This window comes from Paenibacillus cisolokensis, assembly GCF_050481165.1.
GTDB lineage: Bacteria > Bacillota > Bacilli > Paenibacillales > Paenibacillaceae > Paenibacillus_AH > Paenibacillus_AH cisolokensis.
Genome location: NZ_JBCNFP010000114.1, coordinates 23,913 through 41,088, shown reverse-complemented (window position 1 = coordinate 41,088; position 17,176 = coordinate 23,913). Strand labels below are relative to the sequence as shown.

Sequence of the window (17,176 nt, the reverse complement as noted above, 5' to 3'; positions counted from 1 at the left end):
ACTTATAAATTCTTATATGTAAAAAAAGACACCGTAAAGGTGCCTCTGTTAAGACGTCTCCGTTAAAAATCTCTGTTAAGTTGCCTCTGTTAAGTTGCCTCCATGTAAGAGTCTCCGTTAAGGTGTCTCTGTTAAGACGTCTCCGTTTAGAATCTCTATTAAGTTACCTCTGTTAAGTTGCCTCAGTTAAGGCGTCTCCGTTATCGTCTTCGTCAAGATGTCTTTTCGCCCTGGCTCGCGCAAGCCGAAACAAGCTCATATCGAAGCTTCGGCGTCCGTCAGCCTTTCGCTCTCACGGTCAGGCAGTCGAACAGCAGGCGGGCCGCCATGCTGCTTGTAATTTGCTGCGGGTCGTACAGCGGATTGACTTCCGCGATGTCCATCGCATGGATGTGCGGATACAATCCGTCCAGAATGGCGAAGCATTGCGCCGACGTCAGTCCTCCCGGCTCATTGGCGCCGGACCCCGGCGCGAATGCCGGATCGAGCACGTCAATATCGAACGTCAGATAGATCCGGTCGACGTTCTTGCATGCTTCAAGGGCGATCCGAACAACTTCCTCCGCGCTCATGCCGTGCACTTCGCGCGCCGTAATTTGCACAATGCCTGTCTCTTGCAAATATTGCCCGTACCACGGATAATTGTAGCTCCGGACGCCGATCTGGACGATATTCTCCGGCGCGACTCTCGGCAGCTCAAGCGCTCTGCGGATTTGGCTGCTTTGCGAAAATTTGCCCTGAACAGGCGAATCGTCGACCAGATCGAGATGCGAGTCGAACTGGATAATGCCGACTTTGCCTTCCGTCCGGTCATGCAGCGCCTTGATGCCGGGATACGAGATCGAATGATCGCCGCCCAGAATGAACGGGAAGTCGCCTTTGTCCAGCACCTCGCCGATCCGCTTCTCGGCGTTGGCAAATGTCGCTTCTGTGCTGTAAGCCACAATGTCGATATCGCCGTAATCGATAATTTTTGATTCGTTCAGGTCGATCAATTCCCGTTTCTCCACGTTGTACACTTTGCCGTCCTGAATCCGGTTGATCAGCCACTGCGCGTTCTCGCGAATCGCTTTCGGCGCGTACCGTGCTCCCGGTCTTCCCAGCGATGCGCCGCCGTCCCACGGAAATCCGATAATGCCGAAGTTTTGATTGTTCACTGTGATGCGCTTCCTTTCTTCGGCTCGAGCCGAGCCGGGTTACATTTCCAGATATTTGTGAATGACGAACTTTTTCTCCAACACAAAAATGACGATAAAGGACAGAATGACCGTCAAGCCCGCGAGCGCCGTCACGACCGGATTGATATCCAGCGAAACGAGCTGATAGATCCGGATCGGCAGCGTAATCGTATTCGCCTGGATCAGAAAGCTGGTCACGGTGTACTCGTCGATCGATACGAGCAGCGCAAGCATCCCGCCGGATATCATCGCCGGCACCAGTTGGGGCAGCACGACGGTGCGGAACGCATAGCCTTCCTTGGCTCCGTGGACGATCGCCGCTTCCTCCAGCGCCGGATCAAGCTGCCGCAACGTGGCGGTCGCGATCCGGACCACATACGGGCATATGACGACGGAGTGCGCCAGCGCGATGCTGACCGGCGAACCGACAATGCCCATCGGCACGAATATGATCAGAAAGCCGATCCCTGTCGTGACAAGCGGCACGATAAGCGGCCCGAGAAAGAACGACTCGAGCATTCCCTTGAACGGCATGCCTCCGCGTACGATGCCGACCGCGGCCAGCACGCCGACGAGCACCGCGATCAAGGTGGATACGAGGGCGATTGTCAAGCTGAGCCAGATCGAGGACATGATGCGGTCGTCCGCAAACAGGGCGCTGTACCGGTCTATGGAGAAGCCGCTGGGCGGAAATTGAAACATCCCCGAGCTGCCGAACGAAACCGGCAAAATAACGAGCATCGGAGCCAATATGAACAACAGGAGAAGCGCGATAATGACGTAGCCAACCGCTTTGAGACCGCTACGCATGATGCCCCCTCCTCTCCAAAATGCCGAACAGCACGAGCACGATGACGACGATGATCAGCAGCACGATCGACAGCGCCGAACCCAATCCGAAGTTGCCGATCGTAACGGTGGCGTTGTAGGCCATGTTGGACAGCAGGTTCGTCTTCGGCCCGCCAAGCATAACCGGCACAAGGAAGGTGTTGGCCGCGAGCGCGAATGCGATCGATCCTCCGGCGAAAACGCCCGGCAACGACAAGGGGAACGTAATGTGCCAGAACGTCCGCGCCCCCGATGCCCCAAGCATCATCGACGCCTCGAGCACGGCAGGATTCAGCTTTTTCAGCGATGTATAAATATTTAGTACGACGAACGGCAGCACATAATGGACGATGCCGACGATCACGGAAAAATTGGAGAACAACAGCGATACTTCCTGACTGAAATGAAGCAGCTTCGAGGCCGCGGCAACCGGACCTTCGTTGCTCAACACGATCATCCAGCCGTAAAGCCGCACCGTCAGGCTCATGAACATCGGCGAAATGATCAGCATGAGCCACAGTCCCTGCGACCCGGGGCGTCTCGTGGCGATGAAATAAGCGAGCGCATACCCCAATACGATCGAAATGACGGTGCTGACCGCGGCGATCCACATCGTCCGGCCGAGCACCTTCATATAAACGTCGGAAGAGAATACTTTCGCGTACTGCTCCAGGGAAAACGACCCGTTATCGTTCAGGCTCGTCGTCAAAACGTTCGCGAGCGGATATAAAAACAAAGCCGCCATATAGATGATGGCGATCCATCCCAGCACACTGTAAAACCGTTTCATCCTCGGCATCAAGCTCACCTACTATTCATGAAAAAAAGCGATGGAATCCGGGACAAAATGAACCCGAACCTGCGTGCCTTCGGCAGGCAAAGGTTGAACGAGCCGCGGCACGACCGCCGTTATATCGTCTGCGGAATACCCTTCCAGCCGCAAGCGGTATTCCGTTACACCGCCATAATAACGGCTGTCCAGCACAGTCGCCGCCACCGCATCGCGCCCCGAACCACCGTCTTCGACCTGCACCGCGTTCGGGCGCAATAGCACGACGCCCCGATCGCCGGGCTTGCAGCCGCTTCCGGTATGTCCGACCGGCAGCGTCATCGGTCCGACCTGCGCTTTGCCCGGTTCGATCAGGCGGGCGTCGGCAAGCCGGTTCGTATAGCCGAAGAAATCGGCGACGAACGGCGTGGCCGGCCGGCTCACAATCTCTTCCGGCGATCCGAGCTGCTCGATGCGGCCTTTGTTCAGCACCGCGATTTTGTCGGCCAGATACAGCGCTTCGTTCTGATCATGGGTGACGAAGACGGCGGTGAAACCGAGCGAACGATGCAGCGCGCGGATTTCCTTCAGCATCAGTTCTTTCAGACGGGCGTCCAGGTTGGACAGCGGCTCGTCGAACAGCATCAACACCGGCTCCACAGCCAGCGCCCGCGCGAGACTGACCCGCTGCTGCTGGCCGCCGGAGAGCGCCCTCGGCTTCCGCTTCGCCAAATGCTCGAGATCGACCAGCTTCAAGTACTTTTCGACCTTCTCCTTGATGACCGCGCTTTTTTCGCCGCGCGCCTTCAAGCCGTACGCAACATTATCCCAGACCGTCATATGCGGAAACAGCGCGTACTGCTGGAAGACCATCCCGAAATTGCGCTTGTTCGCGGGAACCGAAACAATATCTTCTCCGTTCAGCAGCATCCGTCCTCCGTCGGGCTTGACCAGACCGGCAATCATCCGGAGCAGCGTCGTCTTCCCCGATCCGCTCGGTCCAAGCAAACAAAGGAATTGGCCTTCGGCCAATTCCAGATCGACGCTTTCCACGACGACGTTGTCATGGTAGACTTTTTTGATTTGCTGCAGACTGATTCCTTTTATTGCATGGTTGCCTCTGTCCATTTGGTCAGCCAATCCTCTCTCTTAGATAGCAGCGAGTTCCAATCCGGAGCCAGCAACTGATCAAGGCTTTCTTTGCCGTATACGACTTTCTTTTGCAGTTCCGCCTCCAGCTCGACCGTTTCGTTGGTCGGACCGTAGAACAGCTCTTCGGCGAAGCCTTTCTGCGCTTCCGGCGTCAGACTGAAGTCGATCAGCTTCTGGGCGAGCTCCTGATTTTTACTGCTTTTCAGTACGCCAAGACCGCTGCGAATGAGCACGCCGCCTTCTTTCGGAATGACGAAATCGACGCTTTGCCCGGCTTCCTTGAGCGCGATGGCGCGGCCGTCGAACCAGGCGGCCATCGTAATTTCGCCCGTGCCGAACAGCGACTCCGGCGCCGAGAACGACGAATAATACTGGGCCACCGAAGGTGTGATCGCTTTGAACGCTTCCCATACCGGGTCCATATTGTCTTCGGTCGCATTCACCGCTTTGGCCGTCAGCAAAATATCCGGAATCCACTGACTCATCAGCGCGACTTTGCCTTGTACTTCCGGCGCCCACAGATCGTTCCACGACTCGGGCTTGTCCACTTTATCCGGGTTGTACGCTATGCCCCAAGAACCGAACACATTCGTCAAACCGTACGTTTCGTTGTCGGAGCCGTTCAGGAACGCCTGCGGATAGAGGTTGTCCCATTGCGTGAACGCCTCCTTCTTCAGCGGCTGCAGCAATTGCTTATTGCCGGCCTCGATCAGATCGAAGTCGTCCAGCTGCACAACGTCGATCTGCTCGCCCCCGCCCTGTGCCAGCTTCGCAACGCCGGTGTAAGGCGCGAGCGTAACTTTTACGCCGGGATTTGCCGCTTCGAACGGTTCTACTACATATTTCTTGAATACTTCGTCATATTTGCCCCCGAACGACGTGACGACGAGCTCCGATTTGCCCGACGATTCCGAACCGTTCCCCGACCCTTCGGACGATTTCGAATCTCCGCAGCCCGCAATCATCAATACAGAGGCCAAAATAATCGATAAAATTGCTTTTGTTGTATACTTTCTTCTGCCACCTGCGCGCACCTTGCCGTTTCCTCCTCAAGATTGCAGACTTATTCGATTCGCTGCATATATATTTATACTTATTTCAGACTAAATTATAAAATATGTGTTGTCAATATTGAATCGCCAGAAAAAGTTACGAAGTGTAACTTTGATTGAATTGTAATAAATTGTACTTAAGTTAATTTATGTAAATTAATTGTAACAAACTCGATTGCTGGAGATCATTCCGGGAATCATCCCCTAATCCACCCGTTTTCCAGATGCGGATATCCGTTCAAGCGATAGGGAATCCTACTCGGCGAGGGCAAACTTTGGTGAAAAAGAGGGATGAGAAATGCAGCAAAATCAAATGCAAGGCCAACAACAGCAGCAGCCTGTCATGATGCAGCCGCCCCAGGTCGTCACGACGAAAGACTGTCTGTATTTAAAGGACCAGCTTTCCTGGGAGCTGATCGCAATGAAAAAATGCCGCCAGGCCGCCCAACAATGCACCAACCCGGAAATCCGGCAGGCGATCGACAAGGCGGGACAGATGCACCAGCGGCACTACCAGTTGCTGCTCAAGCATCTGCAAAACAATAATAACGCGGCGCTGGCGAAAATACCGCAGATGACATCATAAATTGGAGGAGCGACCATGAATCAAAACCAAAATCAAAATCAAAACCCGATGACGATCCAGAACCCGAAGCCGCCGGGCGAACCGCAAGTGAAAGGTCCGGAAATGAACGATCGCGACCGGATCAACGACATCCTGGCATTGGAAAAGTATTTGACCGACAGCTTTAACGTCTCCGCCAGAGAAGCAAGCCATCCGGCGCTTCATCAGGATATTATGACGATCCTGAACGAAACGCACCAATGCCAATACGAGCTGTTCGAGGTCATGTTCAGAAACGGGTACTACAAGCTCGAAGCGGCGCAGCAGACCGAGCTCGATCAGGCTTACCAGCAGTTTAGCGGCTACTCGAGCCAGTTCCCGTATCCGGCAACATCGTTGCAGTAAAAGCGGTCGATGGGACGGCGGGACGCCGCTCGGCAACCGGCCGCAAACGAAAGCGGCAGAAGTCCGTCAGCCGTCAAGACCGGACTTCTGCCGCCAAATTTTTGCGAACTCAAATCGCTGCGGATGTGTGGTCCTCCGAAGCGGATCGCCGGCTGCTGCGATGCGCCATGACGAAGTAAACCAACGACATCGCCGCAAACGACGCCGCGAATACGCCAAGCCAGGAGGCCTGCGTCCACATCGAGCCGAAATCGCCGCTCGAAATGACATCTTTCAGCCCGGCGACCGAGTAAGTCATCGGCAGCCATGGCGTTACATGCTGCAGCCAGCCCGGAATCAGCTCGAGCGGGAACGTACCGGCCGAGCTCGTCAGTTGGAGGATCAGCAGGACGATCGCAATGAAGCGTCCGGGATGCTGCATCGTCGTCACCAGGAACTGAATGAGCATCATATACGTCAGACTTGTGATGATCGAGAACAGGATGAACAGCGGGACGCTCTTCACTTCCAGACCGAGCACCCACAGCAGCACCGCGTCCGCGATCAATGCCTGGATAATGCCGACAGCCGCGACCGTCAGCGCTTTGCTAATAAACCAGCTGCGGCCGTTCACCGGAGGAACAGCCGGTTCGCGCATCGTATAGACGATGCTGAGCAGCAGCGCCCCTACATACAGCCCAAGCGACAGGAAATATGGCGCAAAGCCTGTGCCGTAATTGGGCACCTCGCTCACTTTTTGCACATCGAGCTCGATCGGCTCGGCAAACATGTCGTACATCGCATCGGAGACTTGCAGATCCGAAGCTTTGGATGCCGCATTTCCCAGCTTGCCGGACAGCTCATGGGTGCCGTCGTCCAGTTTGATCAGTCCCGAGAACACCTGCTTCGCTCCGCTCTCCAGCTGTTCGGAACCGTCGACGAACGGTACGACGCTGGAGGCAAGCGAATTCAGTCCTTGCTCCAGCTTGCCGGCGCCGCCCGCCAATTGTTGCGCACCGGCGGCAAGCGACTTGCCGCCATCTCTGGCTTCGGCCAGCTTGCCGCCGAACTGCTTCATGCCCGCTGCCAGCCGTTCGGCTCCCGCCGACAGCGTCTTGCCGCCTTCAGCAAGCTTCCGGCCGCCCGCCTGCGCCTCCTTGAGCTTCCCGTCAAACGCGGATAAGCCGTTTGTCAATTCGGCAAGCCCGTTATGCAGCTCTTCGGCGCCGCCGCTCAGCTGCTGCTGAGCCTGCTTCGCGTCGGCCGCACCGGCGGCAAGCTGTTTGCCGGCCGCAAGCAGCGCTTGAAATTCTTCACTCTCCGCCAGCTGAGGATTGGCCTCGGCAAGACGCGCCAGCCCTTGGGCCAGGCTGTCCGATCCGGCTTCCAGCTTCGCCGAGGCGTCCGTCAATTGCGCCAGCCCCTGGGCCAGCCGGCCGGACGCCTGTTCCGCGTCGCTCGCGCCCGCGACAAGCTCGCCGCCCGCCTTGGCGAGCTGATCCAGCCCGGCGCTAAGCTCAGCCGCACCGCCGTGAAGCGATTCGGCGCCCGTCCGGAGCGACGCCGCCCCCGATTCAAGCTGCCCATGCGCTTCGTACAGCGAGTCAAGGCCGGCCGCTAGACCGTTCGCCCCATCGCGAAGCGAAGCGGCGCCGTCGTTCAGGCCGGCTCCTCCATTTCGGAGCTCCGCAACGCCGTCCTGCAGCGAGACGGAACCTGATGCAAGCCGATTCAAATGCCGCACAAGCTGGGCCATCCCGTCCTTCGCCTGCGCCGTTCCGTCCGCGAGCTGTCCGGCTCCTTCGCTTGCGGCGCTGATGCCGCCGGCCATCTCGCCCAGTTGTTCGAAGACGGCGCGCGCGTAGGCTTGCGTCACTTCTTTATTGAGCATCGCCTTCATCTTCTCTACGGCCGAGTTACCGATCTGGGATGCCAGGAAATTGTAGCCTTCGTTCTGAAGGAACTTCAGCTTTGCCGCAGTCGGATGGTCCGACGTCAGCGTCGTCGTTTTCTCGGAGAAATCTTCCGGAATTTCAATGGCCATATAATAAGTATTGTTTTCCAAGCCCGCCTTCGCTTCTTCCTTCGTCACGAACCTCCAGTCGAACTGGCGGTTTTCTTTAAGCTGACCGGCGAACTCCTCGCCGATTTTCAGCTGCTTCCCGTTAAATTCGGCGCCCTTGTCCTCGTTCACGACCGCCACAGGCAAATCTTCGAGCCGTCCGTACGGATCCCAGAATGCGCCGAGGAACATCGCCGTATACATGACCGGGACCATCAGAACGGCAATAACCGGAATCAACACCTTCGGGTTGCGGCCGATCGAAGCCAGCTCTTTGCCGAACTGCTTCAAGCTTGCAAACATAAAACCTCACTCCTCTTGCATTTATCAACCAGTTTTGTTCATTATGACCGTTATGGTCATTTAGTCATTTATGGCGAAAAATTCGGCTCCCGACACTATGCCGGAGCCAATCCTTCCTTTAAGTAGAAGCAAAGCAGCTCTGCGACGCGGTCTTTATCGAGCGGTTCGTGCGTCTTTCTCCAGTCCGCCGCCAGCGCCATATACAGCTTCAGCATAACGAAAGCCGTCAACTCCGGATCGCATGGCTTGATCTCGCCTTTGTCGATCGCTTTCTGCACCTGCTGCCGAATATAGCCGATGACCGACTTTTCGATCAGCTGCAAACCTTCCTGCGCCATCTGCGTCCCGATGTCCCGCACCTCCTGGGACAGCTTGATGGCCAGCTCGTGCTGCTCCCGAAAATCGAGCAGCTTGTGCAGCACCCGGTTCAAATTATCGAAAAACGTAAGATTCGGGTCAAGCGCCGCTTCGGCCACCTGTTTCATCTCCGTAAGCAGGCTCTTCATAATCTCCTGAAACAGCTCTTCCTTGTTGGAGAAAAACGTGTAGATCGTCCCTTTGCCGACATTGGCGATTTTCGCCACCTGATCCATCGTCGTCGCCTTATACCCGAACAAGGCAAACGACTTGGCCGCCGCATCCACGATCATCTTCCGCCGGTCAATTGACATGTCGCCACCTCCGACTGACTGACCGAATGACCAAAATTCAAAATCAGTCATTTAGTCAGAAGCTATTGTAGCACGCTGTTGGCCGTTTGGCAAGCAATGGTTCGGAATAATAGATTGGAAAAAATGATACGCTATCATCATGATCGAAATATATGCCTGGAATATGCTTGGAGCTTGTTGAAGCCGAGGTGCGAGCAAAGAGGAAGGGAGTACGGGAGGAACGATGCGGCAGACAAAGTTAAAAAGGGCAGCCTCCGCCGCCGACTATCATGTTTTCGAATGGTTTCTTGCAGGCGGAGGCCGGTTCACATTTTCAATTTTACGGTATTGCTCTTGCCGTCCCATGAGATGCGGGCCCGGACGACATCGGCAAGCGGCCGCAACGGCACCCAGCCGGCAGTTCCGATCAATCGCGTCGGCAGCTTTACGCCATTGACGGTTACGGTTCGGTCGACCCAGCCGATACTGGCGCCAAGTTCTTCTCCGACAATACGCGCTGGCCCCCACGTTCGACCGTCGATCGCGTCGCCGTTCGCGACGTACTTGCCGTTGACTTCGATGCGGACCGAGACAGGCTGATTGTCGCTCGTCAAGCCGAAATATGAGCCCAGTCCCGCAGCGATACCGTCGGCCAAGGCGTCCAGGACATCCGCGCGCCGAAGCCGTTCCGCATCGGCCGGCACGTCGATAAACAGACATTCGATCAGAACGGCGGGCATGTTCGTCTCTCTGCAAACGTACAGATCGGCTTTTTTTGGGCCGCGGTCGCGATCGACACCAAGCGGGTTAATCCGCCGCCAGATTTCGCTGTGGAGCACGCGCTGCAGTTCGCTGGTGTTCGGGTTTGCCGAACGGCTGTACATGTACGTTTCGAACCCGCCCGCACCGCCGCCGGCGTTGCAATGGACCGAGACGAACGCATCGGCCCGTTCGCGGTTCGCGATGCTTGTACGCTCCGGCAATGGAACAAAGACGTCTGCCGTGCGAGTCAACAGCACCCGGATGCCCTCGTATTTTGCCTTCAACCGCTCGGCCGCGGCCAGAGAAATTTGCAGCGCGACATCTTTTTCCTGCAAACCGTTGGCGACGGCGCCGGGATCGTGTCCGCCGTGACCGGGGTCGAGGACGATGGTGATGGTCATTTGTTTGCTTCCCCCTTCTGGCGCAATTGCTCAAGCCAACTGACAAGTCCCGGCGGCAGCGGCACGCCAATGACGCCGAGATTTTCGACGACGCTTAACCCTTCGCGGCCTGCATAATAGTAAAGGGCCAATGTGCGGAAAATCGGATTTTCACCTCCCGCCATTTTATCGAGCAGGGTTGCTAGAGCGATTACGCTTAAAATGACAGCCTTCCGGACGCCGCCCCAAAACATCACTTCGCTATTAACCTTTTTCTGTCTGACCGCGCCCAGAATGCCCGTAATATAATCGCAAGCGATCAAAGCGATCAATACCTGCAGCGCAATATCCCAGCCGCCAAGCGCGCTTGCGACAACACCGGCCAGAGCCGTCACGACGCCGAATGCCGCTTCTTTTCCGGTAGCCCCGATGGCGGTAGCGGCGATAAAATCTTTGATTTGTGTCATGCCGATCGTTCCCTCCTTCGCTCCTCGTAATGATCTTAAAAGGACATACTCTATTAGACGTACTCTATTAATAGAATATTTTTGAAAAGAAAAAAGGACCCGGTATCAGCGGAGCCCGTCAGTTACATATTCGACTTTCGTAATTTGCTTGTATTGATCGGCTGTAATCCAGCCGGCTGCGACAAACACTTTAATGCCGTCATTGTCGTAACCAGGCATGCCGGCATCGTAATACTTTTTGATCCATTGGTAACGCATTACGCCCCACCTCCTCCCGACGCTGATTGCAAGGCGGCCACTTGGAGCATTAGGTCGGCGATTATAGCGTCCTGCTGTTGAATTTGGATGTCTTTGGCAGCAGAATCGATCAACAGCGCAGCGACTTGCTCGTTCATTTCCTGATCCGGCGTCTTCGGTGCTGGCGGTTGGTTCGCCCTTTCTTCCTCCAGCTCTTCCGGCGTCCTGAGCCGGACCGTATCGCCGTCGCGCTTCCATGTCCACGGCTCCGCGCTGTATGTTTGCCACTCTTCAACTGTGATCGGTACTGCTTCGCTCGGAATGTTTTCTCCATGAATCGCGTCAACAAAAAACGTCACAATTCCGCCGGTTTGAGAGTCAAACAGAGCATAATACTGCGGCGGTTGAATCTATCATGTTTTTGTCATCCGCTGTCGAAAAAACAATATTGGCGCGATATGTTTCGTACTGCCCTTGCAGCAGCCATTGACAGACTGGATGTCGGCCGGCTATAATTTGATTATTAGATAATTTTCTAAATATATTTTGAAGCGAGGAGTCAGGTGCCGCATGTCTTTGAATGATACGTTTAAAGCGTTGGCCGACCCTACCCGCCGCAAAATACTCGATTTGTTGAAGGACGGCGACCTGACGGCCGGTCAAATCGCGGAGCACTTCGATATGACCAAACCGAGCATTTCGAATCACTTGAACATTCTGAAGCACGCGGGTCTCGTCTGGGATGAACGGAAAGGGCAAACGATCGTGTACTCGCTGAATACGACGGTGTTCCAGGATGTTATGAAGTGGCTGATCGATCTGCAACAATCGAAAGGATGATGCGTGATGAGAAAATGGACTTTCCCTCTTCTGTCGGCCGTTGCGGCAACGGTCGTCAGCCTGACTGTTTATGCCGACTTGCCGGAACGGATGGCGCTTCACTTCTCCCGGTCGGGATCGCCCGACAACTGGGGCGGCAAACCGTTCGGCGCTTTCGCATTGCCGGTTCTCATCCTGCTCCTGTCTGCGCTGATCATATTCTCGGTCAAGCTGGAGAAGGACGAGAACAAGCGGCGCCGTACCGAGGCTTCGATCGGCGCCATAGCCGCCGCCGTTTCGGCCGTGCTTCTCGCCGTTCATCTGTTCATCGTCGCCTACAATCTCGGATACGACTTGAGCGCCGCACATTTTGCCGCCGTAATCGTCGGCATCCTCTTCATTCTGATGGGCAACATGGCGCCGCGTTTGACGCAAGGGCCGCTGCAGTGGCCGAAGCTTCCCGAGCGCATTATGCGCAAGGCATTCCGCTTTCAAGGCCGGGTCATGCTTGTGCTCGGGTTCGCATTCATCCTGCTTGCATGGCTGCCCCAAAGCTATATTTTGCCCGCTTTTTTCGGACTGATCGTCCTGTTCATCCTTATTACGGGCGGCAGCATCATGTTTTTCGCACGCGCGCGGTGATTCGCGCTATTGACAGAAAAAGACACCTGATACGGTGTCTTTTTTATTTCGATGACGATACGGCCATCCGTTCCATCGCCGCGTTCCGTCATCCTTTGACGTTCAGCGTGCGCAGCCGGTTAAGCGCCGCCGCCAGCTCGTATTTTCGCGGCAGCGCCAAATCGCCGGGATGGCCGTCGTAAGGGGAAACGGCTTCGAGCCCCTGCTCCCCGACGGCCGCATACAGCCGGTCCACCATCTCGCGCAGCGTCGTGCGGCCGTCCGCATAGGTTTTCGCCAGCGCCGTCAGCATACAGGCAATCGCGCGCGTCTGACTCGGGTCGACGAGCTGCTCCACCAGGTCGAGGGCGATTTCATGCGTACCGTAGACGATTTTGGACAATCCCTTGGCATCCGCCTTCTCCCGCTTCCCGCGCGTAGCGTCGAAGCTGCCGGGCAGCACGACCCGCGGCGTCACATCGCCGAAGCTGTCGCCCCCTTCCGGCTTTCGCCCGTCATCCAGTCGGCGGGCAATCCGCTTCGCCTCTTCGGTCACGTCGACCGGCTCATATTCATCCAGCATCAGAACCGTGTCCGCCGCATGAAAATAGTCGCCCGATCCGCCGAGCACGAGGATGGTGGATACCCGATGCTGTTCATACAGCTTCCGCACTTTGTCGACGAACGGCGTAATCGGTTCTTTCCGCTTCGCCACCAGCGCCTGCATGCGGGCGTCGCGAATCATAAAGTTGGTCGCGCTCGTATCCTCGTCGATCAGCAGCAGCTTGGTTCCCATCTCCAGCGCCTCCATAATGTTGGCCGCCTGAGAGGTGCTGCCGCTTGCGTCCTCCGTGGAAAACCGCCGCGTATCTCTGCCGAAAGGGAGATTCGAGATGAAAGGCGATATGTTCACCTTCTCGACCCGCCGTCCGTCCTCGGCCCTGATCTTGCATGCCGAATCGTCCGTAATGACATATTCCCTGCCGTCTCCGGGAATGTGGTTGTAAACGCCTCTTTCGATCGCCTTGAGCAGCGTGCTCTTCCCGTGATACCCTCCGCCGACGATCAGCGTCACGCCGTTTCGAATCGCCATGCCGCGGATCGGCTCCCGGTGTGGGAGCGGAATCTCGACCTCCAGCGAGGCGGGCGAGCGGAACGGCACCGCCTCCCGGCCTTGCATCGGACGGTCGCTGATGCCGCTTTCTCTCGGCAGAACCGAGCCGTTCGCCACGAACGCGGCGTATCCGCGGGCCTGCAGGAAAGCGCGTATCGCCTCCTGCTGATCGGCCAGCTCCCAGTGCGCCCTGAGCCGCGTCCGGTCATACCGGAACAGCGCTTGCCGCAGAATGGCCGGCACGCTTTCGCACAGCATCCGCGCCGCTTCCTTGCCGAGCACCGTTCGGCCCGCCGCCGGCAGTCCGACCGAAAGCCGCACCTCGATTCCGTGCTCCTCCACTTTGACAGCGGTCCGCGGCAGCACTTCCTGGCCCGGGCGGTCGACCGCGATCATGCCGCTTTTGCCGTGTCCGACCGGACGAACCCCGTGACGGCGAATCGAATCGGCGATGCTGCGGGCGAAGAAATCTTCCACCGCAATCCGGCGGCAGCGCGTGCGCAGCCATTCCGGTTCGGCCGCCGCCTCCTTTCCGCCGAATGCGACGCGTATCCGGGACGGCGCGGCAAAAGGGTCCGCCTGTACATGATCGATGTGCAGAACGAACCCGTCGCCGGCATAGGAGCCGGCAATGTCCCGGTACGCTTTGTATCCTTTACCGTCAATGCGCTGCAATATTTGTTTCAATCGTTCCATTGTCCGTTCACCTGCACGCTCCGACGTTTCAACGTTCCGTTGTCGGGACCATCGTTTTCAAAATTAAAGTATAATTGTACCGTCGAACGGCTCGTTTGTCTAATCGGCCCCTCGACCGAAACGGGCGTGCGCTTAGCCTCCGATGCCGATCAGCATAATCCCCGCGGCAATGACGGCGGAAGAGGCGATGCGCCGGATACCCTGCTGTTCCTTGAGCACCACGATACCGAGCAGCGTTCCGAATACGGTGCCGATTTCGCGGATCGGCGATATGTATCCGACAGGGGCGAGCCGCATCGCGAAGAGAAACAATAAGTACGACAGGGGCGAAAGCAGCGAACCGAGCAACACGATTTTCCAGCCGTTCGTCCATTCCCGCTTGATCTCCCCGGAACGCAAAACGGCCGGCGTCAGCGCCAGTACGAAGCCGAGATTGGATATCCCGAGCAACGCGACGGGCGAAATCGCGCCCACGTTAATTTTGTCGGCCAATACATAGCCGGTTATGAACAGACCGACGCCGAAAGCCAGCAATACCGGCTTGAGCGTCATTCCGCTTGCGCCGCGCCGCAGCGACCAGCCGCTCATGACGGCAAAACCGGCAAACAGACAGGCGAGCCCGACCCATCCCGTGAATGATAACGACTCGTCGAACAACGTCATGCCGAGAAGCGGAATGAGCAGCGTCGGCGTCCCGCGCATAATCGGATACACTTGCGACATGTCGCCATGGCGGTAGGTAGCCGACAGAAGCAGCGCGTATCCGCCTTGCATGGCCATCGATACGGCAAGGAAGACGTACCCCCGAACCGGCAACGGCGTGCCGGCGAGCTCCGCAACCGAATACGGCAGCAGCGCAACGGTCGAAACGAGCATGATCAGCCATAAAAACACGCTTTTGTTGCCGCTTTGCTTCGCGAACAAATTCCATACGGCATGCAAAAAGCCGGAACAGAGCACCAGAAGCACCGCGATCGCAACCACATGATCCTCTCCATCAAGGGAATTGAGCAGTTTCAATATATCACGGAAATACACACAAATACAACTATTCGTTATTAAATCAACATTGCATAATTCTTCGCATAAACCTGTGCATTATCCTCTTTGCAAGCACCGATACGATTCACCGATAATGCACCTGAAATGCGAAAAGGACACCTCTAGCGAGATGTCCTTTCAGCAGCCTTTTGCAGTAAATCGTTCGCGATTTGTTTAAACTGAATTCCGTTGGTGCTCTCGATCTTGGCGATCCAGTCCGGGCGAATGGTGGACGCACCGCTGAATGCGCCGCACAATGACCCTACGATCGCGCCGTTCGTGTCCGCATCGTCGCCGATATTGATGACCGATACGATACCGTCGGCCACATCTCCTTCTGCGGCGTAAAATACGCCGAGCGACAGCGGAACCGATTCGTAGCACTTCATGCCCGCTCCGATATAAGCGTACAAAGTCTCGCATATTTCCTGGAGCGGCTTATGCCGCAGTTTATCCACCAATTCGACCGCCAAGCGAATTCTCGCCGCGATGGAAGGCGCCGGTTGATCGAATCCGAGCTGTTCGCCTTTCTCCGCGCCGGCGATGGCCGCCATCATGACGTCGATCGGCTTGCAGTCTCCCTTCACCGCTGTGGAAATCGCCGCGGCAACGGCGCAAGCGGAGGCAACGCCGGCCCGGCTTCCATGGGACGGAAGCGCGGACGCTGCCGCTTCCTCGATCGCCTTCGGCAAGTTGCCGTGATAAAAAATGCCGATTGGCCCGACCCGCATGGCCGCTCCGTTGGTATCTCCGTTCTTCCCGGCTTCAATATAATCGCCGCCGGAAAGGATCGTCTCCAGAAATTTGCGGGTGCTGGGCCCGATTACCGTCGATTCCAGCATCTTATGCCGCCGGGCCCACTCTCTCATCTTCTCGACGAACGATTCCGTGTCAAATCGTCCTTCTTCGATCAGGACGGAGGAAACGATCAGGCTTTCCTGCGTGTCATCCGTAATCCCGCCTGCCTCGACCGAGCTGTGCGCGGTTTGCTCCGCATCGGGACTTACAAAATCCGTAAGCCTTCCGTAAATTCTTTTGATCTGGGAAGGCGGCATAAAAGAAGCGGGCATCCCCATCGCATCGCCTATCGCGGTCGCGATCAAGCTTCCGTAAGCCCTGTCCAGCAACGAGTCGTTTCTCTCCATAATTATCTCACCTTGCTTTCTCCATCATGTCCGTCACGTCTTGCAATGTAAATCGACCATGCGGGCCCATGATCGTCGTTGTGATCGCACCGCATGCGCTGGCCATTTTAACGGAAGTCCTCAGGTCGTATCCTTTGGACAACCCGTACAGAAGCCCTCCGGCAAAGCTGTCTCCCGCCCCCGTCGAATCGATGCTGTTCACCGGGTAAGGCGGAACGGTAAAGTAATCGCCGTCGGTCCACACTTCTACCCCTTGGCTTCCTTTCTTCAATACGATATACAGAATCCCGCGCTCCCAATATCCGGAGAAATCCCGACGATTCCACCCGAGCTTCCGTTCGAGCAGGTCCAATTCGCTCTCGTTCGGGATGATCAGATCGGCAAGCCCCAGCACAGCAAGCAACGTATCCTCCGAAATCGAGCTGGCAAGCGGCCCGGGATCGAACACCACAAAGGCTCCCGCTTCTTTCAGCTTCTTTAACTGCCGGACAATTTCGCGGTCATATTCCGGATCGAGCAAATAATAACCGGTTACGTAAACATGGGATACCCGCCCGCACAGGTCGTCGCCGATCATGCCGGATTGAAAGTCCGCTTCGCACCCTTTGTACGTCAGGAACGTTCTTTCCCCGTCCTTCTCGACAACGGAAATGCAATAGCCGGAATTCCGCTGCTCCGCATACCGGATCGCAAGCTCGGAAAATTGCCGCTGCTTCAAATACTCCCTGATTTTGCGCCCCCATGCGTCGTCGCCGACCGTCGAGACGATATGCGGCGTCATGCCAAGATTTTGCAAGGTCGAGCCGACGTTGATCGCGCAGCCGCCGATACGGAAAAAAGAATCGGTCATCAGGGCGTCTCCGCCTCTTTCCGGGTAACGGTCGACCAGCACATACTGATCCACGATTATGCCGCCGAAAATGACGATTTCCGTTTTGTCCGCCATCGCAT

Annotated in this window: 18 protein-coding genes and 1 pseudogene; 4 read left to right on the top strand and 15 right to left on the bottom strand. The window is 56.5% G+C overall.

Annotation, left to right across the window (positions count from 1 at the left end; translation table 11 throughout):
- Window positions 1–278: 278 nt before the first annotated feature.
- Genes ABEV74_RS18535 through ABEV74_RS18515 form a run of 5 tightly spaced genes read right to left on the bottom strand, consistent with a single transcriptional unit; the run spans window position 279 to window position 4,961 of the window.
- Window positions 279–1,157 carry an agmatinase family protein gene (locus ABEV74_RS18535; RefSeq protein ID WP_235593303.1) on the bottom strand — a complete coding sequence of 293 codons (879 nt, stop codon included), beginning with the start codon at window positions 1,155–1,157 and terminating at the stop codon, window positions 279–281.
- A gap of 39 nt (window positions 1,158–1,196) precedes the next feature.
- On the bottom strand, window positions 1,197–1,988 hold the full coding sequence (locus tag ABEV74_RS18530) for an ABC transporter permease (RefSeq protein WP_062489153.1): 792 nt from the start codon (window positions 1,986–1,988) through the stop codon (window positions 1,197–1,199).
- Complete coding sequence (locus ABEV74_RS18525) at window positions 1,981–2,805, bottom strand: ABC transporter permease (RefSeq protein ID WP_062489155.1); 825 nt, start codon at window positions 2,803–2,805, stop codon at window positions 1,981–1,983. The genes ABEV74_RS18530 and ABEV74_RS18525 overlap by 8 nt, the downstream gene beginning before the upstream one ends.
- Window positions 2,806–2,817: 12 nt before the next feature.
- Window positions 2,818–3,903 (bottom strand): ABC transporter ATP-binding protein, encoded by a 1,086-nt coding sequence (locus ABEV74_RS18520; RefSeq protein ID WP_062489158.1) that lies wholly within the window; start codon window positions 3,901–3,903, stop codon window positions 2,818–2,820.
- Window positions 3,879–4,961 (bottom strand): ABC transporter substrate-binding protein, encoded by a 1,083-nt coding sequence (locus tag ABEV74_RS18515; protein ID WP_213530572.1) that lies wholly within the window; start codon window positions 4,959–4,961, stop codon window positions 3,879–3,881. The genes ABEV74_RS18520 and ABEV74_RS18515 overlap by 25 nt, the downstream gene beginning before the upstream one ends.
- Before the next feature lie 316 nt (window positions 4,962–5,277).
- Between ABEV74_RS18515 and ABEV74_RS18510 the strand changes: the two genes are divergently transcribed.
- Both ABEV74_RS18510 and ABEV74_RS18505 read left to right on the top strand, forming a co-directional pair.
- Entirely contained in the window at window positions 5,278–5,565 is a 288-nt protein-coding gene (locus tag ABEV74_RS18510) for a ferritin family protein (protein ID WP_430148312.1), read from the top strand.
- A gap of 15 nt (window positions 5,566–5,580) precedes the next feature.
- Window positions 5,581–5,949 carry a spore coat protein gene (locus ABEV74_RS18505; protein WP_430148309.1) on the top strand — a complete coding sequence of 123 codons (369 nt, stop codon included), beginning with the start codon at window positions 5,581–5,583 and terminating at the stop codon, window positions 5,947–5,949.
- Between the two features lie 109 nt (window positions 5,950–6,058).
- Here the strand turns inward: ABEV74_RS18505 and ABEV74_RS18500 are convergent, their stop codons facing one another.
- From ABEV74_RS18500 to ABEV74_RS18475, 6 genes are all read right to left on the bottom strand, one after another.
- The gene (locus ABEV74_RS18500; RefSeq protein WP_430148306.1) at window positions 6,059–8,293 is read right to left on the bottom strand and encodes a YhgE/Pip family protein; all 2,235 of its coding nucleotides are present in this window, start codon (window positions 8,291–8,293) and stop codon (window positions 6,059–6,061) included.
- A 95-nt stretch (window positions 8,294–8,388) separates the two neighbouring features.
- Window positions 8,389–8,964 carry a TetR/AcrR family transcriptional regulator gene (locus tag ABEV74_RS18495; RefSeq protein ID WP_430148303.1) on the bottom strand — a complete coding sequence of 192 codons (576 nt, stop codon included), beginning with the start codon at window positions 8,962–8,964 and terminating at the stop codon, window positions 8,389–8,391.
- Window positions 8,965–9,269: 305 nt separating this feature from the next.
- The gene (locus ABEV74_RS18490) at window positions 9,270–10,106 is read right to left on the bottom strand and encodes an N-acetylmuramoyl-L-alanine amidase (RefSeq protein WP_430148300.1); all 837 of its coding nucleotides are present in this window, start codon (window positions 10,104–10,106) and stop codon (window positions 9,270–9,272) included.
- Window positions 10,103–10,552: a phage holin family protein gene (locus ABEV74_RS18485; protein WP_062489169.1), complete on the bottom strand. Its 450-nt coding sequence runs from the start codon at window positions 10,550–10,552 to the stop codon at window positions 10,103–10,105. The genes ABEV74_RS18490 and ABEV74_RS18485 overlap by 4 nt, the downstream gene beginning before the upstream one ends.
- A 105-nt stretch (window positions 10,553–10,657) precedes the next feature.
- The gene (locus tag ABEV74_RS18480; protein WP_430148298.1) at window positions 10,658–10,810 is read right to left on the bottom strand and encodes an XkdX family protein; all 153 of its coding nucleotides are present in this window, start codon (window positions 10,808–10,810) and stop codon (window positions 10,658–10,660) included.
- The gene (locus tag ABEV74_RS18475) at window positions 10,810–11,148 is read right to left on the bottom strand and encodes a hypothetical protein (protein ID WP_430148295.1); all 339 of its coding nucleotides are present in this window, start codon (window positions 11,146–11,148) and stop codon (window positions 10,810–10,812) included. The genes ABEV74_RS18480 and ABEV74_RS18475 overlap by 1 nt, the downstream gene beginning before the upstream one ends.
- Before the next feature lie 211 nt (window positions 11,149–11,359).
- On the opposite strand from ABEV74_RS18475, the gene ABEV74_RS18470 reads away from it, so the two are divergent.
- Together ABEV74_RS18470 and ABEV74_RS18465 are read left to right on the top strand one after the other, a co-directional pair.
- Complete coding sequence (locus ABEV74_RS18470) at window positions 11,360–11,629, top strand: autorepressor SdpR family transcription factor (RefSeq protein ID WP_062489204.1); 270 nt, start codon at window positions 11,360–11,362, stop codon at window positions 11,627–11,629.
- 6 nt (window positions 11,630–11,635) lie between these two features.
- A pseudogene (locus ABEV74_RS18465) lies at window positions 11,636–11,746 on the top strand (hypothetical protein); the annotation flags it as partial.
- Window positions 11,747–12,338: 592 nt separating this feature from the next.
- On the opposite strand, the gene ABEV74_RS18460 reads toward ABEV74_RS18465, so the two are convergent.
- The 4 genes from ABEV74_RS18460 to ABEV74_RS18445 all read right to left on the bottom strand — a co-directional run bounded on the left by ABEV74_RS18460 (window position 12,339) and on the right by ABEV74_RS18445 (window position 17,171).
- Window positions 12,339–14,039, bottom strand: coding sequence for an ABC-ATPase domain-containing protein (locus tag ABEV74_RS18460; protein ID WP_430148292.1), 1,701 nt, complete (start codon window positions 14,037–14,039; stop codon window positions 12,339–12,341).
- A gap of 132 nt (window positions 14,040–14,171) precedes the next feature.
- Window positions 14,172–15,023, bottom strand: a complete 852-nt coding sequence (locus tag ABEV74_RS18455; protein ID WP_213527410.1) for a DMT family transporter — start codon at window positions 15,021–15,023, stop codon at window positions 14,172–14,174.
- Window positions 15,024–15,202: 179 nt separating this feature from the next.
- The gene (locus tag ABEV74_RS18450; protein WP_430148289.1) at window positions 15,203–16,225 is read right to left on the bottom strand and encodes an ADP-ribosylglycohydrolase family protein; all 1,023 of its coding nucleotides are present in this window, start codon (window positions 16,223–16,225) and stop codon (window positions 15,203–15,205) included.
- A 7-nt stretch (window positions 16,226–16,232) separates the two neighbouring features.
- Window positions 16,233–17,171, bottom strand: coding sequence for a carbohydrate kinase family protein (locus ABEV74_RS18445; RefSeq protein ID WP_430148286.1), 939 nt, complete (start codon window positions 17,169–17,171; stop codon window positions 16,233–16,235).
- Window positions 17,172–17,176: the final 5 nt, after the last annotated feature.